The sequence below is a fragment of the Ureibacillus thermophilus genome (assembly GCF_004331915.1).
GTDB lineage: Bacteria > Bacillota > Bacilli > Bacillales_A > Planococcaceae > Ureibacillus > Ureibacillus thermophilus.
This window is the reverse complement of record NZ_CP036528.1, coordinates 2,317,411-2,333,405: the sequence shown is the minus strand read 5'-3', so window position 1 is coordinate 2,333,405 and position 15,995 is coordinate 2,317,411. Positions and strand designations below refer to the sequence as shown.

Genomic DNA, 15,995 nt, shown 5'->3' with positions numbered 1-15,995 from the left:
ATGGAAACTCTTATCGAAAATAATGGACGACTTATTTTATCATAAAATTATTTTAAAACTCTATCTTCACCGAACCATTTCTCAGAAATTTCAGCGGCAGTGCCGTCTTCATTCATTTCATCTAAAGCCGCTTGCAATTTTTCAAGCAATGCTTCGTTTCCTTTTTTCACACCTACACCATATTGTTCTGGAGCAAGTTCTTCCTCCAAGATTTTAAATGTATCTGTTTCTTGTGTCATGTAATATTCGATTACAACTTTGTCAATTACGACTGCATCCACACGGCCATTTTTCAAATCTTGCAATGCAAGCACATTATCTTTATATTCGCTTAATTTTACCTCTTTGCTGATTGGATGTTTATTTAATGCATCTAAAGCAGAGGATAATGCTTGAACTCCTACTTGTTTGCCAGCAAGTTCATCGATTTTTGTAATAGGAGAATCTGCTAGTGTTACAAGCACTTGGGCGTTTTCTAAGTATGGTTTTGTGAATAATACTTTTTCTTTACGCTCTTCCGTAATTGTGTAACCGTTCCAAATTAAATCGATCCGTCCACTGGATAATTCGCTTTCTTTTGTAGACCAATCAATTGGCTGGAATTCTACTTCCACGCCCATTTTTTCAGCAGCGGCGCGGGCCATGTCAATATCAAAGCCTACGATTTCGTTATTTTCATCGCGGAATCCCATTGGTGCAAAATGGTCATCAATACCAATGATTAATTTTTCTTTTTCTTTTCCTTCATCTTTTGATTTGCTTGATTCATCATCAGAGGATGAACCGCATGCAGCTAGAACCATGACAACCATTGCTAGTAAGAATAATAGAGTAAATTTGCGCTTCATATCATACTCTCCTCAATATTAGTAATCTAATAATTTAGTAAACTAAAGTGTATTAGCAAAAAATGCAACACGAAATCTTTCGTGTTTTTTATAATACTCAACTTTAGTTTTTCCGAACTCTCCGTCTTCTATAGTAACCGTCATCTTGGACATTGTCTAGACAAAAAATTTGATAAACTAACAAAAAGCTAAGTTAAATTAGATTTTTTTACAAAGAAGTTTTCAAAAACTTGGAGAAAAAAGTACAATAATAAAAAGTTTAATAATTCACGCATAAAATGGTAGAAAGGGATGAAAAGATGATAGAAGCTGTTCGTATCACTACGGAAGAGGAATTACAAAAAGCTTTTGCTATTCGGAAAGAAGTGTTTGTAAAAGAGCAGGGAGTGCCTGAGGAGAACGAGATTGATGAATATGATTCTCTGGATGCCCCATGCAAGCATCTTTTAATTCTTTCTAATCAACAACCAGTTGGAACAGGAAGAATACGATTTATTGATGGGGTTGGCAAATTAGAGCGGATATGTGTATTAAAACCTTATCGCCAGTTGGGCATTGGCAAAGTCATTGTTCAAGAGTTAGAAAAAATTGCAAAAGAAAAAGGGGTTTCCAAAGTAAAATTGCATTCCCAAACCCATGCCAATACTTTTTATGAGCAGCTGGGATATCAGGTTCAATCAGAAGTATTTTATGAAGAAGGAATTCCTCATAATGGAATGGTGAAAAATTTGGATTCATTGACTGAATGATGAATCATTCAGTAAAATATATTTTAACCATTCGGTATACTATTTTTTGGGCTTAAGATTCATTGTGCCATTGCATTCTTACCCTTGAAGGAATGCTTTTTTCTATAATGGTGAATAATGTTTCTGAGGTGAAGAATCATGGCACAATGTCCGCTTTGCAATTCTTTGGTTGAAATAGAAGTCTTTTGTCCGCATTGCAATAAAAAATTGGATGATTCCGGGAAAGTATCCGATTATTTAGATCCATATTGCCACTACAATGATGAGGAAACCGTAAAGATGGGCGATGGATACCCGAATACGGCAACAGATCAAATTTGTCCTCATTTGATGACGTGTTCGGAATGCGGGTATGATGAAGTGCGATTTATTCAAGAAATTGAGTGATGGGGAAATTTTTTCGCAAATTGGGGGTGTCGGAATGTTATTAAAGCAAAGTTTTTATGAAACAAAGCAAGGGGATGTAATTCTTTTTGAAGGGAAAAATGTATTTTCTAAAGTCCATTTAAATGTTTATTCCTTTTATCAAGATGGCGTACTTATTGACTGCGGCGCCCATTCGATGAAAAAGGAGTTTTTGAATTTTTTTAATCGCTTGTCCATTGACCGGGTCGTCATCACCCATGCCCATGAGGATCATGACGGATGTGCGAAATATTTGAACGAAAAAGGTCTGCCAATCTATCTAAATGCAATGTCTATTGAAAAAAGCAAACGAAAAGCGGATTATAAGTTATACCGAAAGTTTTTCTGGGGAATTCGGCCACCTTATGAAGCTATTCCGCACGAAGAAACCTTTGAGTCCCGGAAGTATAAATGGCGCGTCATTGAAACACCGGGCCATGCCCAAGACCACGTGTCCTTTTTAAATGAATCAACAGGGCAGCTCTATTCCGGCGACTTATTTGTAACGCCAAAAACGAAATTGATTTTGCGCGATGAAAGCATCCCGCAAATCATTCAATCAATCGAAAAAGTATTGCAGTTGGATTTTGGTGAGATGTTTTGCTGCCATGCGGGATATATAAAAGATGGAAAAAAGGCATTTCGGCTTAAATTGGATTATTTGCTTGAATTGACGGATAAAGTAAAGCGTTTATCAAAAGAGGGTTTTTCAGCAGATGAAATTCATCAACTATTGTTTCCTAGGAAATATCAATTAGCCACGGTTTCAGGTGGTGAATGGCATTCGAAACATATTATCACATCGATTTTATCCAATTGATCGTAAAATAAGAATCCAAGAAAACTGGAAAAACGGTGATTCTTGGATTCTTTTTATTTTTAAAATGCACCTTTTCAGTTGTGAATTTACCAAATTCCTTTCAACCACAGAACCTTTTTCTATTTCTTTTTGAAACCCATTTGACAGGGTGGAGGTCGCTGGTTCGAGCCCAGTCGGAATCACTAAGGTGAGAGGCTTGAAATCCTTGCGTATCGAGGGTTTCAAGCTTTTTCGTTTTATTAGCAATTGTATTGCAATCTCCGTGATTTAAAAACTTGCACAAAACTTGCACCTTTAGTCAACTAAAGGATTTTAACTCTGTTTTAACAGGGCATTTTCAAATTTCTCTGCCGCTTGCTCTTGTAAATCATCGCTGACGTGTGAGTATAAATCTAAAGTTATACCGACGCGAGAATGTCCCAACCGCTCGCTAACCACTTTTGGATTTTCGCCTTGCTGCATTAAGATGGTTGCATGTGTATGCCGCAAATCATGGAAGCTTATACGCGGTACATTTGCTGCTTCGATCAAGCGATAAAATTGTCGTAACAAGTTTCGTGGATCGAGAGGTTTTCCGTCGTCAGTGCAGACAATTAAATTGTTATCTTGGTATTGAACACCCAATTTCTCCTTTTGAAACTCTTGTTCTTGTTTATGTTTCTTTAATACATTTACAACATGTTGAGAAATTGAAATTTGTCTTTTCGATTTTTTTGTTTTAGGCTCTTTAAAAATTAATCCTTTACCTGAGACAAAGCATAAGCTGCGCTTGATGCGGATTTTCTTATTCTCAAAATCCACGTCATCCCATTTTAGTCCTAAAACTTCTCCACGTCGCATTCCTGTGAAAATCGCAAGAAGGTAAGGAATCTCCATAGAGCTATTTTTAATCAGATTCAGAAATCGATTTACCTCATCTACTGTCCATGTTATTTTTTCTTCACTTTTCACTTTGGGTGGTTTAGCATTCTTTACAGGGTTCACTTTAACCAATGACCATTTTACCGCTTGCTCAAATGCTTGATTGAGCAAATTATGCATTTGTCGGATATATGCACCTGAATACCCGTTGTCTAACTTGTCTACATAAAAACTGTCAATATCAAATGTTGTAATTTCATTAATTTTTTTATGTTGGAAATACTTCATAATATGATTTCTGATTACATATTCTCTGCTTTTGGCGGTAGTTATTTCTACTGTTCTTTTGTAAGAGGTGTTAAACCACCGCTCCATGAACATTGAAAAATCTTCTGTACTTTCTTTAAAATAACTTCCATCATCGACTTGGGCTTTAATTTTAAGAAGTTCTTTCTTCGCTTCAGTCTTTGTACGAAACGGTCCGAAACTTGCTTGCTTTCTCTTACCGGTGAACGGGTCTTTTTCAATATCGATTCGAAAATAAAATCCTTTTTTCTTTTCCTTGATTAGCTTGTCAAAGTCCATCATTACACCCCATTCCTAGTTTGAAACTGGAATAGTGTGCAGTATGTGGCTAAGTAAATACTATCAAAATAATACTTTTTAGGGAAGCGTTAAACTATAAAAGGTGGGTATCCACTAATATGAAAAAGCATACATTCCGGTCTTGTAACGGGATATATCTATACATCCGTATAACTAATATTACAAGTGTGGATTTAACTTATTAAAAAAGGGGTATTCGGATCATCTGGTGGAATACAATTTAGGTTTAGTATCTTCTAGTGTTTTGTTACACTATTTTTTCGTACTGTTCATCAAATATTTTGTTTTCTTTGAATATACATAAAGTATGTTAAATAACAGACCTAAGTATGTTAACATTTGTATAGAACAATTTTTAGGAGTTGATAGACTTGGATAATAAAGTACGTTTATTTTTAGTACTTTTGAGTAGTTTGTTAATCTTTGCACTGGGTACATATAGAATCTTAACTAAGGATTTATCAGTTATTCCTTTATTCGTTGCATATATTTTCGCAATTACTGGACTTATAGGAATCGTAGCAAATGCTGTTAAGTTAATTAGAAATGTTAGTAATTAGCGTTGCTTTATTGAGCAACGCTACAGAGTGTCGACAAACTAATTTTCGAGCAGAAAATTAGTTTAGTCTGATGCTCTTTTTATATTTTCAAAAGAATTTCTTAATCTGGAATACCTCAACAAACACTGATATTAAAGGATTTTTAAAATTACAGCTTAATTTCTAGGTATTTGATCCAAAACAAAAATAGTAGACAAAGTCGAAAAAATCGACTTTGTCTACAGTCTGACGCTATTTTACTAATAACAACATTTTTACTGCACAGCGTGTGTCTACTGCGCACTTGTTATTTCAATAGCTTTTTTGAGACATACTTTTTACTACATAATGCGATTAGCCAAAATGTTTTATAAAGGGTACGTGCTAACTAATATTTTCTATCCTCTTCTTAATACTAGGGTGAGTTTCAAACAAGCTATAACTTTTTTCAGGGACAAGTTTCTGTTCTTGCAGAATACTAAGAGTTTCCTTTGCACATTCTTTTCCGACAAATGAACTTGCGAATCGATCAGCAGATAATTCGCGCCGCTGTGAAAAAACAAAGTGTAGAGTAAACGAAGAAACATAAAGGATTAATGAAATTATTAAAGTTGTAAATAAAGATGTTAGTGAAATTAAGTAAGGCGATATAGTTAATAAGAACGTGTTGCAAAACGCATAACGAATGCATAAATGCACATAAAAAATCCACCACCTTGGAAATCATATACAGTGACCAAAAAACAACTCTCCAAGGGGTGGACACTATCATGATTTCCAATTTGAACAGCGAACATGCATGGTCTTATGAAATCGATCCACTTTTAGCATCCTTATTTCGATATATTGACTCTCTGTCGTTACCAGAAACACCGTATGTGACAGGAAGGCCGCCAGTGTCGAAAAAATCGTTGTTGAAATGTTTCTTTTTGAAAACCTATTTTGCTATTGATTCCTTGCGAAAATTAGTACGCGTCCTACAGCGTTTTCGCTGTTTTCAACGGGCTTGTGGGCTTGGTGAAGTCCCTCATCTGTCTACGTTTTCCCGCGCGGCGAAGTGGTTCCGGGAACAAGGATTTCCTGTTTTTCATGCACAGGTGCTTAAAGATCTAGAAGTACGGTATCCCAAAATTGTGCTGATCGACAGTACGGCCCTTCGAAGCAGTCTTTACGATTCACAGGCAAAGTGGGGAGTGTCCACCCGATATCACTGGTTTAAAGGTAAGCGTCAAATCTTGCACACCTTCTTGATGTGCTAATTTCATGAGATAATCTCCTCAAGATGAAATTGAAGGAGGTTTTTTTATGCCTAAGAATCCTGAATTACGAAAGGTTTGGGAACAACGAATCGCTGACTATCGTAAAAGCGGTCAAACTCAAGTAAACTGGTGCAAGGAAAATCAATGGAGTATTCACCAGTTTAAATACTGGTTAAGAAAAATTGAAAATCCAATAAAAAATCAAGGAAAGTCTACAAAATGGGCATCCGTTACCCTAGAAGATCATTCACAAACAGTTGAAAATTCATTACGGATTGAAATTAGTGGGATTTCAATTGTTGAAAAAGTTATTAGAAATACAATGATATTTTGTATTTTAACTTGATGATAACTTGCAAAAGTAGTTATTAACTAAGGAGAAAAGCTTTATATAAAGGAAAAATTTAATTTGCTTTTAACTTGCAAAAGCAGTTGAAAAAGTTATTAGAAATACAATGATATTTTGTATTTTAACTTGATGGTAACTTGCAAAAGTAGTTATTAACTAAGGAGAAAAGCTTTATATAAAGGAAAAATTTAATTTGCTTTTAACTATTGGCTTCGGTTTTACTGAACACCTTTTTATGAACATTTGTGAATTATACAGTAAATTGAAGAATATGAATATATGGTTAAGACAATTGAAAAAATAAGAAAAACTGATTTCTAAAAATTCATTAAAGTAGAACTAAAGAGTGCATCTTTTTATTTTATCATTTTTACAATGACTTAACAAAAAGGATTGGAAGTCAATCAGAGTGTGGAAAGCATAAAAAAGGGATTTTGCCTTAACTGTAGAGCAAAATCCCTTCTTTTATTCTGACATAAAATATCCATCGCCGTGACTGCTTATAATGAATTTCTACTAAGAATCATTTTGTCATACAGTTTATGAATTCCGCATTTCCAGCATAAAATCATCCCTAATATAGCACCGATTGCTCCTTGAGCGATTTCATATGGAAGTTTCAGAATGGCGTATTCTAAAGTAGCGTATACATAGATTTTTCCAAGGGTATAGCCTGTAACCATGATGATGACACCAATGGCTACCCCTAATCCTGAAGCAAGAATTGGCTTGCTTTTCATCACCTTATGGGAAAAGATTGAGATTACCAAAGCTTGTAGCCCGTGAGTAACAAGGGAAACAAACATTGGAGGCGGATAAAAAAGAAAATCCCCTAAAAATGAACCAAAACCTGCCACAATGAAAGCTTCAACAGGGTTTAGTAAAATGGCTGCCAGAACAATCGCAATATCAACGAAATACAGATGTCCTCCAGGAACAGGGACTCCAAAAGAGCTAAGGGCTACAATCATGGCCATAAACATAGCACAAGTTGTCAAACGGATAGTTGTGATTTTCCTTGATGGGTTTTGCTGCATTGAGTGCCCTCCTTATATTTTTTTATATTCTAAAAATTATCACTAAAGTGACAATGCTGAAACATTCAGAAATGCAAAAATTTATATAGTCAGGTGATGAGTCACATTGTTAATAGATAATGGGGATGAAACTATTCCAAAGAGACAAGCAGTTATAGTACAAAATTCCTCCAACATCCTCCCTAAACGAGGATACTTTCGTTTTAATTTTTGTATAACTTGAAAAATACAGAACATTTTTCCATTAGAATCAGATATAATAAATGAATAAGGAGTATTAATTCTTTTGTTGTGGTTTATTGTCAGAAACTGTAACTCATCCACAATGGAATCTAATCAATTTTTAATGCGTTGTTTTGTAATAATTACTAGTCCATAACTCATACATAGTTAGTGGATTATAAAACAACAATTAAGATGGTGATACATATATGGAAGAAAAACAACTTCAGGAAAACAGAAATACAATTTTTGACGTTCAAAAGGTCCATAAATTAAACTTTATGATTACCTGTTTAATTGTGATATTAATCAGTATTTCATATACCATTATTAAAGGATTAGACGAATCGTTCATCTATATTGCGTCGGGCCTTGTGGTAGTTGGGTGTGTTCTATTAAATTATTTTCTCAAACTTCCTTATGTATTGAAGGCGGTATTATTTTCGGCATTGCCAGGGACAGTTATTTATAGCTTATTCATCATCGATGGATTTGCAATCAATAAACATTATTTATTGTTTACAACGATTATTATGGCAGCCGTTTATTTTGATAGAAAAATATTAATGATCTATGGGATGTTCGTCCATTTTTACATTATCTCGCTGTATATCATAGCTCCACAAAACATCTTAGGTGAGGACTACTCGTTCTCTTATTTTATTGTCCTATTCTTTACTTACACGTTAATTCTATTTATGTTGAATCAATTAAATACATGGGGTGGCCAATTAATTGCTGAATCGCAGAAACGTGCAGAAGAAGCTACAAGATTACTTCAAGAATCGAAAGAAATCATTCTAAAAATTGAACAAAGTGCGCAATCGTTAGGTACACAAACTCATGACGTAAAAAATACTTCTGATTCTTTAAAAGCAGTAAGTGAGACGATTTTGAACTCTGCCCAACAAATTGCCGTATCAATTCAACACGAGACAGATTCCATTTTCCAAATGAATGAGGTTATGCAGAATTCCCAATCTGAACTATCACAAGCCGTTCATTTATCTCAAGAGGCGATGCAGCTTTCTCAAACTGTGAATGAACAGCTCTCCAAAAATGCACAAAATGTGGAAGAAGTATCGAAACATATGAATGTATTAAGCAATTCAATGAATATGACCGTACATACCATGGATGAGTTGCAGCATAGTTTGCAAACGGTGAATGAATTATTAAATAGCATTAAAAACATTGCTGATCAAACAAACTTGTTGGCATTGAATGCAGCCATTGAAGCAGCCCGAGCAGGAGAACATGGAAAAGGCTTTGCAGTGGTAGCAGAAGAGGTTCGGAAGTTGGCGGAGGAAAGTGCGCAAGCGGCCTCAAAAATTACAGAAGTAACATCGGATTTATTCGCCAAATCATCTGCAGCCCAAGAGCAATCACTGCATGGTCAAACTGTAACCATTGAAGGTCAAAATCTATTGCGAGAAATCGTGGATGTCTTTTATCAAGTTAAACAGTCGAGTGATATTTCCAATACAAATATGAAAGAAAGCGTGTTTGCCATTGAAAAGGTAAACAGTCAATTTGAAAAACTATTGAGGGAAGTAAATAAGTTATCCGAAATGTCCGAACAAAACAGCGCCGAAACAGAAGAAATTGTCAACTCCATTTACGAAGAAAATAAATTATTAGAAGCCATTGTGGATGCGACAGCCAAACTTCGTCAATTAAACGATGAGCTGATTGCCATGACTAAATAGGAAAAGTCATGGAGTTGGCTATATGAAAATGAACGATTTCCGAGATTGGAAGTCGTTCTTTTTTGTGCGCCCGGCATGTACATGAACTATAGGGTGTAAGTCCCGAACCCCGAAGACAGAAGTAGAGGTTAGCCAAGAGCAAGGGTGTCCGTGGTAATCAAGGAAAGTCTACAAAATGGGCATCCGTTACCCTAGAAGATCATTCACAAACAGTTGAAAATTCATTACGGATTGAAATTAGTGGGATTTCAATTGAAGTAAAACCTGGTTTCGATCCGGCCTTTCTTTCAGAAGTGGTTAGGACGTTGAAATCAACATGTTAGTTGGTACAAGAGCTGAACGAGTTTACTTGGCAAAAGGAAGTACTGATTTGAGAAAATCCATTGATGGATTAGCTGCTTTGGTGAAAGAGGGATTTGATTTAGATCCCTTTTCATCAAGTTATTTTGTGTTCTGTAATCGAAAGCGAGATAAATTAAAAATTCTTCACTGGGACTATAATGGTTTTTGGCTTTATTATCGTCGATTGGAAAAAGGAAAATTTCAATGGCCAAATGAAAATGACACTGGAACGATACAAATTAGTTATCGGCAATTACGCTGGTTATTGGATGGTCTTCCAATGGAGCAAAAGAAAGCACACCCAGAAGTAAAGGCTAGAACAGTTATATGAATTTTTTACTTTTAACAAAAACCTTGGAGGAAAATAGCTAAAACCGTCGAATTATTACTACATGATGAAAAATTTAAAGAATCCTAACCAAAACCCATTTGAATTAATTGAAAAACTTCAACAGCAAATTGTTGGATTGACAGCGAAATTACGATGGTATGAAGAACAGTATCGTCTTAGTCAAAAACGAAAATTTGGCTCTTCAAACGAAAAAACAAATCCTAATCAATTAGAACTACCTTTATTCAATGAAGCAGAGGTAGAGTCTAATGTAAAAGCCGAAGAGCCAACTGTTGAAACAATTACATATCGTCGTAAAAAGAAACGTGGTCAACGTCAAGCTACGTTTGAAAACCTGCCTATGGAAACGATTGAATATCGTTTCCCCGAAGAAGAGCAGGTCTGTTCGTGTTGCGGTGAAAAAACACACGAAATGAGCACAGAAGTACGACAAGAATTAGTGATTATTCCGGCTCAAGTCAAAGTTTTACAACACGTTCGATATGTCTATGGATGCCGTCATTGTGAGCGTAATGAAATAGAGACACCAATCGTTACAGCACCTGCCCAAAAATCTGTGTATCCAAAAAGTTTAGCTTCGCCGTCAAGCATGGCATATATGATGAATCAAAAATATGTAGAAGGGCTACCTCTATATCGCCAAGAACAACCGTTCAAACGATTAGGTGTGATCTTATCCAGGCAAACCATGGCCAATTGGATACTTTATGGTGCCGAAAAATGGCTTGCGCCAATTTATCAACGAATGAAAGAGCATCTCCTCTCTAAAGACATTCTACATGCGGATGAAACAACTGTTCAGGTTTTACATGAACCTGGAAGGTCAAGTACATCGAAATCTTACATGTGGCTTTATCGGACTGGAAGAGAGGATCCACCACTTGTCCTTTATGACTATCAGGAAACTAGAGCAGGAGAACATGCCAAAGAATTCCTAAAAGGGTTTAAAGGATACCTGCATGTCGATGGATACGCCGGATACCATAAGGTATCCGGCGTAACATTAGTTGGATGTTGGGCTCATGCCCGCAGAAAGTTCGATGAGGCTTTAAACGTACTTCCTGAATCCAAACGTCATTCAGCAGTCACAGCTCGGGAAGGACTCAATTTCTGTAATCAGCTATTTGCCATCGAGCGTGATTTGAAAGAATGTACACCAGAAGAACGATATAAAAAACGACTTAAACACAGCCAACCATTGTTGGAGGCTTTTTCAGCATGGCTAAAAACAGAGAAAAGCAATGTTTTACCAAAGAGTCTATTAGGTCAAGCCATTACATACTGCCTCAACCAATGGGAAAAACTCGTGGCATTTTTAAAGGATGGACGTTTAGAAATCGATAATAATCGAAGTGAACGATCTATTAAACCATTTGTGATCGGAAGGAAGAACTGGATTTTTAGCAATACTCCGAAAGGAGCTAAGGCCAGCTCAATCATTTACAGTATTGTGGAGACAGCAAAAGAGAATAAATTAAATCCATTTTATTATCTTCGCTACTTATTTGAAAGGCTTCCCAATATGGATATAAGCAATATGGATGAGCTTGATCAACTACTTCCTTGGTCCAAAACAATTCCTTTGAATTGTCGGGTTTTTAATAACTTATCACAATAATAGTATTTAATCCCTATCATTAAAAGGTGGGGATTATTTTACGCTTACATACTTTCAACTAAATGGTGAATATGGAAGGCAATATCATTTTCTTGTAATTTTATTTCTAAATCTAGAGGTAAAACTAATTGATTCATGTTATAATATTTAAACATAAGGACTCTTCTTTCTGTTAGTTTTGGTGGTAACTTAATTTTAACAGAAGAGGTCCTTATTTTTTATTGAAAAAATGAAGAACAGCTCATGAATTTTCATTCCAAAATTTCATGAGCTGTTTCCATTTTAGAGGGGGTTTTGTCCCAGTCTCTTTTTAGATTTTTCCCAGTCCCTTTTTACAAAGTTTATTCACATAATAAAATATGTCGGATAAAATTTGATTTTTTTGCTACAGCGTGGTCTTTTATTTCAAATCCAGCTTTTTGCACTAAGTCTTCAATCGGTTTAATGGCGACGAATAAAACCCGGTCTGCAATGCGGCGAGCATGTCGGATGATATTATATTCTTCCTCCAATGAAAGATGGGAATAAATGTTATAAGGCAAATCCACAATGGCCACATCATAATGTTCCGCTACATCCGCAATGGAACCTTTTGTGACGGTCGTTTCGTAGCCAAAGTAAGCAATGTTTTTTCTTGCGCCCATACAAACAAAGGGGCTGATATCTCTGCCTACAATATCGACATTCATAGATAATGCCTCAATTAATACGGTACCAATGCCACAGCAAGGATCAATAGCTCGAATGCCTGTTGGTTCGGGAATGGCGATGTTCACAATGGCTCTGGCAACACGGGTGCTGAGAGCTGTCGAATAACTGCTTGGCTTATGCAAATGTTTTCGCCAAATGGATTGGGCTTTCGTTGCTTTTCCAAAATACCACCGGCCATTGATGTTAAGCAATCCAAAAATGATTGAAGGATTGTTCAAATCCGGTTCTCCATTAATGGAAAGTCCAATTTGTCTTTCGATTTTCCGCCGTTCTGGGTGATGGATTTTCTTTGTTTTTCCAATATCCATTTTATTCAAGCAAACCACTTTGTAAGTATTTCCATGAATGGTTAACTCTTTAACGAGTTGCTCGAGTTCTTCTATGCTATTTGCCTCATAAAAAACTTCTAATCGGTCTTCCATAAATGGACTGCGGCTTGGGTCTATGCATCGTTCACTGATGATGTAGTTATCTTCCGTATCATATCCAAATAATGCGCGCATCTCCATTCGGCGCAATTCATATTCATCAGGATGGTGTATATACGTATAAATAAATTTTGATGGTTGGTTCACTTTCATCTTCCTTTTATTTCTTCATTAAACATAAAAATAGACAGTCTTTTTGACCGTCTACATGTTTTCTAAATATAACACATTATTTGAAAAAAGGGAAAAGTCAAGCGGCGGATTTTTGTTTATATAAGGAAAAGTGCGCAACCATTTTGCGCACTTCTTACTTGAAACAAGAAACATTAATTTTCCAATAGTTGTTCCACTGGCACTTCTTTTTCATTTTCCGGGTCATCTAAAGGATAGATACGAGCGGTTCCTTTCTGTTCGTCCACATTTTGAATATAAATTCGTTGGCCATTATATAAAACGTTTGCAATGGCTCCAGATGTTGCAATTTCCTTTGCTCGTTGTATATTCATCTGCCACCCCTCCAATGTAATGAAGTTATTATCATTATGGCCCAGATAGACCTTTACAATACTTTCGTCAAAGGCTCATAATTTGTTCAACATTTGGAAAGAATATGAAGAAAAGAAAGTGATTGAGGAGCATTATGGGGGAGATTTACGATTCAAATAAAAGGGTATTGCCGGATCGACTGCCATGGATGATGAAACAAATTTGGAGCGACATTCTTTTTCTTCATTATCCAGTAAAAAAAGAAAAGATTGAAATCTTACTTCCGCCGAAAATACAGTTGGATACTTATGAAGGGCAAGCATGGATTACAATTGTTCCATATGTCATAAAATCCATAGGTGTTCGAGGACTTCCGTTCATACCATTAGGCAGAGGAATTCCTGGAATCAATGTACGAACGTATGTAAAAATGGGCGAAAAACCGGGTATTTATTTTTTGAAATTAGCTCTTCCTCAAAAACTTACTGCGATGATGGCAAAATATTTATTTCATTTGCCATATATTTCGATGGATTTGTCCTTTGAAAAAACAGAAAAGATGATTCAGTTTGAAAGTAAAACCACCCCTTTGCCTTTCACTTGCCAATACCGTGTTCTACCTGCTTCTTCTCCTATTAAGAAGGAAACATTGGAAGAATGGCTGCTGGAACGCTATTGTTTTTATACAACAAACACAAAAGGGAAAGTTATTCGCTGCGACATTATCCATGAGCCGTGGTTCATTCATAAGGTGGAATTGGTGGGAATTGAAAATGGTATTTTATCCACTTTTCATATCCAATCTGAATCAACCCATCCATTGATCCAATATTCAAAAGATGCCAATGTTCGCTTGTGGCCTATTGTTACTGCGAAATAAGGGGCTGTCCAGAAAGTCGAACACTTTCGGAAACAGCCTTACTTCTTATAGTAATATTCTCTTAAAAACTTTCCCTGCGGTGGTTACAAAACGCGACGTCGCAATTTATCTGCGGCAAAAACTCTATAAAGCCGCAAAGGGGGCGTCTTGAAATGACTTTTCAGACGCCTCCTTCTCTCGTTCCATAAAGTGCCGTTTAGGGAGTCAGGTGGTGGGATGCCAACTCTTTTTTAACAATAGTATCCTTTATTGCCGAAGCTAGAGCCGATGATAATTAACAAAATAAATAATACAACAAGCAAAGCAAAACTGTTGCAGAATCCTCCTCCAGAATAACCGTAGTTGCAATATTTGTAACCCATCCTTTCACCCCCTTTCAACCATAATGTATGATTGAAAGAAAAAAGCGGCTGTGCATTTGTATTGATTGTTAGAGTTTTTCTTAGAAACAGTAAATAGATTTAAGAGAAAATTCCTTCAACATTTTTACATAAATTTCTATTGATGTTCCTTGAATTACAATTTTTTGAAAAGTAAAATAGAGGTATAGGATGAAAGAACTGAAGGGATTATGATGAAATTGCAAGATAAAGTGGCGATTGTAACAGGTGCAGCTTCAGGGATGGGGAAAACGATTGCAGAGTTATATGCAAAAGAAAGCGCAAAAGTCATTATAGCGGATTATCATTTGGAAGGTGCGAAAGCGGTTTCAGAAGAAATTGTTCAAAACGGCGGCACAAGCCTTGCAATAAAAGCGGATGTATCAAAATTAGAAGATGTAGAAAACATGATTCAAACAGCCATTAATGAATACGGCACCCTTGATATTCTTGCTAACATGCGGGAATTATGGACGGCTTTGAACCTGTTGGAGAAATTACAGACGAAAAATGGGATCGCGTTTTTGATATCAACTTAAAAGGTGTTATGCGTGCAATGCGCAAAGCTATCAACTATTGGGTAGACAATAATAAACAAGGTGTGATTATTAATACAATCTCAACAGGAGGATTGAATGGCGCTCATGCCGGCGCGGCTTATGTCACATCAAAACATGCCCTTGTAGGATTAACGAAAAACACTGGTTTTATGTATGCGCAAAAAGGCATTCGCGTCAACGGTATTGCACCAGGTGCGGTAGAAACAACTATCAGCAAAAGCATGACGAACAAGAGCCAATTCGGGATGGAACGCTCAGGATTAACTCATAAATTAATACCTCGTGTAGGCCAACCTGAAGAAATTGCCCAAGTAGCCCTCTTCTTAGCCTCCGATGAAGCAAGTTTTGTCAATGGTACGGTAGTTGTGGCGGATGCAGGATGGACTTCTGCATTCTAATGAAATCAAACAAGTTGAAAGAGATAGTAAGGAGCATGAAAGATTCCTTGCTATCTTTTTTGTTTTAAGTACGGATACAAAAAATTAATGATTCTCCTCGAAAAAATTCAAAAAATCTTCTTTTGTTATTTTTTGTTATTGACTTTACATTAAAATATGTGAATTTATAATAATATGATTGTTTCGTTTTTGGAAGGAGAAAACATTTTGAAGTTATCCGAGGGTCATCTAGGGGAAGCGTATCGAATAAGCGATTTATCCCATTTAAACAAAGTGGTACAAAAAAGATTATTAGATTTAGGAGTCATCGAAGGGGTTGAAATTTCGTATATTCGAAAAATGCCCTTTGGTGGACCCTATATTTTAGAAGTTTGTGGACAATATATTAGTTTGCGAAAAAAAGATGTGGATTATATTGAAGTGGAGGAAGTGTAAC

17 protein-coding genes and 2 pseudogenes are annotated in these 15,995 nt (G+C 36.1%); 12 read left to right on the top strand and 7 right to left on the bottom strand.

All coding sequences use genetic code 11. The features are described from left to right. Nucleotides 1–47: 47 nt before the first annotated feature. A complete protein-coding gene (locus DKZ56_RS11570; RefSeq protein WP_208650129.1) occupies nucleotides 48–848 on the bottom strand; it encodes an amino acid ABC transporter substrate-binding protein in 801 nt (266 codons plus the stop codon). 302 nt (nucleotides 849–1,150) lie between these two features. Between DKZ56_RS11570 and DKZ56_RS11565 the strand changes: the two genes are divergently transcribed. From DKZ56_RS11565 to DKZ56_RS11555, 3 genes are all read left to right on the top strand, one after another. Further along, nucleotides 1,151–1,597, top strand: coding sequence for a GNAT family N-acetyltransferase (locus tag DKZ56_RS11565; protein WP_208652245.1), 447 nt, complete (start codon nucleotides 1,151–1,153; stop codon nucleotides 1,595–1,597). A 138-nt stretch (nucleotides 1,598–1,735) separates the two neighbouring features. Continuing rightward, on the top strand, nucleotides 1,736–1,984 hold the full coding sequence (locus tag DKZ56_RS11560) for a hypothetical protein (RefSeq protein WP_208650128.1): 249 nt from the start codon (nucleotides 1,736–1,738) through the stop codon (nucleotides 1,982–1,984). A gap of 34 nt (nucleotides 1,985–2,018) precedes the next feature. Further along, complete coding sequence (locus DKZ56_RS11555) at nucleotides 2,019–2,822, top strand: MBL fold metallo-hydrolase (protein WP_208650127.1); 804 nt, start codon at nucleotides 2,019–2,021, stop codon at nucleotides 2,820–2,822. 312 nt (nucleotides 2,823–3,134) lie between these two features. On the opposite strand, the gene DKZ56_RS11550 is transcribed toward DKZ56_RS11555, so the two are convergent. Continuing rightward, nucleotides 3,135–4,271 (bottom strand): site-specific integrase, encoded by a 1,137-nt coding sequence (locus DKZ56_RS11550; protein WP_208650126.1) that lies wholly within the window; start codon nucleotides 4,269–4,271, stop codon nucleotides 3,135–3,137. Between the two features lie 389 nt (nucleotides 4,272–4,660). Between DKZ56_RS11550 and DKZ56_RS11545 the strand changes: the two genes are divergently transcribed. Then, on the top strand, nucleotides 4,661–4,849 hold the full coding sequence (locus tag DKZ56_RS11545) for a hypothetical protein (RefSeq protein WP_080706529.1): 189 nt from the start codon (nucleotides 4,661–4,663) through the stop codon (nucleotides 4,847–4,849). Nucleotides 4,850–5,212: 363 nt separating this feature from the next. Here DKZ56_RS11545 and DKZ56_RS16000 read toward each other — a convergent pair whose 3' ends face one another. Beyond that, nucleotides 5,213–5,527: a M48 family metalloprotease gene (locus DKZ56_RS16000; protein ID WP_208650125.1), complete on the bottom strand. Its 315-nt coding sequence runs from the start codon at nucleotides 5,525–5,527 to the stop codon at nucleotides 5,213–5,215. 71 nt (nucleotides 5,528–5,598) lie between these two features. Here DKZ56_RS16000 and DKZ56_RS11535 point away from each other — a divergent pair. Next, nucleotides 5,599–6,051: pseudogene (locus tag DKZ56_RS11535) on the top strand (transposase); the annotation flags it as partial. A gap of 82 nt (nucleotides 6,052–6,133) precedes the next feature. Beyond that, complete coding sequence (tnpA, locus tag DKZ56_RS11530) at nucleotides 6,134–6,433, top strand: IS66 family insertion sequence element accessory protein TnpA (protein ID WP_208650124.1); 300 nt, start codon at nucleotides 6,134–6,136, stop codon at nucleotides 6,431–6,433. 503 nt (nucleotides 6,434–6,936) lie between these two features. Here the strand turns inward: tnpA and DKZ56_RS11525 are convergent. Further along, nucleotides 6,937–7,473, bottom strand: coding sequence for an ECF transporter S component (locus tag DKZ56_RS11525; protein ID WP_208650123.1), 537 nt, complete (start codon nucleotides 7,471–7,473; stop codon nucleotides 6,937–6,939). A gap of 431 nt (nucleotides 7,474–7,904) precedes the next feature. Here DKZ56_RS11525 and DKZ56_RS11520 point away from each other — a divergent pair, with 431 nt between their 5' ends. The 3 genes from DKZ56_RS11520 to tnpC all read left to right on the top strand — a co-directional run bounded on the left by DKZ56_RS11520 (nucleotide 7,905) and on the right by tnpC (nucleotide 11,716). After that, nucleotides 7,905–9,404 (top strand): methyl-accepting chemotaxis protein, encoded by a 1,500-nt coding sequence (locus DKZ56_RS11520; protein ID WP_208650122.1) that lies wholly within the window; start codon nucleotides 7,905–7,907, stop codon nucleotides 9,402–9,404. 316 nt (nucleotides 9,405–9,720) lie between these two features. Continuing rightward, complete coding sequence (gene tnpB, locus DKZ56_RS11515) at nucleotides 9,721–10,077, top strand: IS66 family insertion sequence element accessory protein TnpB (protein WP_145986160.1); 357 nt, start codon at nucleotides 9,721–9,723, stop codon at nucleotides 10,075–10,077. A gap of 61 nt (nucleotides 10,078–10,138) precedes the next feature. Further along, the gene (gene tnpC / locus DKZ56_RS11510; RefSeq protein ID WP_208650121.1) at nucleotides 10,139–11,716 is read left to right on the top strand and encodes an IS66 family transposase; all 1,578 of its coding nucleotides are present in this window, start codon (nucleotides 10,139–10,141) and stop codon (nucleotides 11,714–11,716) included. A 341-nt stretch (nucleotides 11,717–12,057) separates the two neighbouring features. Here the strand turns inward: tnpC and DKZ56_RS11505 are convergent, their stop codons facing one another. Next, nucleotides 12,058–13,008, bottom strand: coding sequence for a TRM11 family SAM-dependent methyltransferase (locus tag DKZ56_RS11505; protein ID WP_245989448.1), 951 nt, complete (start codon nucleotides 13,006–13,008; stop codon nucleotides 12,058–12,060). Nucleotides 13,009–13,181: 173 nt separating this feature from the next. Next, complete coding sequence (locus DKZ56_RS11500) at nucleotides 13,182–13,361, bottom strand: small acid-soluble spore protein H (protein ID WP_208650120.1); 180 nt, start codon at nucleotides 13,359–13,361, stop codon at nucleotides 13,182–13,184. Nucleotides 13,362–13,495: 134 nt separating this feature from the next. Between DKZ56_RS11500 and DKZ56_RS11495 the strand changes: the two genes are divergently transcribed. Continuing rightward, entirely contained in the window at nucleotides 13,496–14,221 is a 726-nt protein-coding gene (locus tag DKZ56_RS11495) for a YqjF family protein (protein WP_208650119.1), read from the top strand. A 230-nt stretch (nucleotides 14,222–14,451) separates the two neighbouring features. Here DKZ56_RS11495 and DKZ56_RS11490 read toward each other — a convergent pair whose 3' ends face one another. Continuing rightward, nucleotides 14,452–14,583, bottom strand: a complete 132-nt coding sequence (locus tag DKZ56_RS11490; RefSeq protein WP_208650118.1) for a YjcZ family sporulation protein — start codon at nucleotides 14,581–14,583, stop codon at nucleotides 14,452–14,454. Nucleotides 14,584–14,795: 212 nt separating this feature from the next. Here DKZ56_RS11490 and DKZ56_RS11485 point away from each other — a divergent pair. Beyond that, nucleotides 14,796–15,559 (top strand): annotated as a pseudogene (locus tag DKZ56_RS11485) (SDR family oxidoreductase). Between the two features lie 207 nt (nucleotides 15,560–15,766). Next, nucleotides 15,767–15,994: a FeoA family protein gene (locus tag DKZ56_RS11480; RefSeq protein ID WP_245989447.1), complete on the top strand. Its 228-nt coding sequence runs from the start codon at nucleotides 15,767–15,769 to the stop codon at nucleotides 15,992–15,994. Nucleotide 15,995 lies beyond the last annotated feature (1 nt).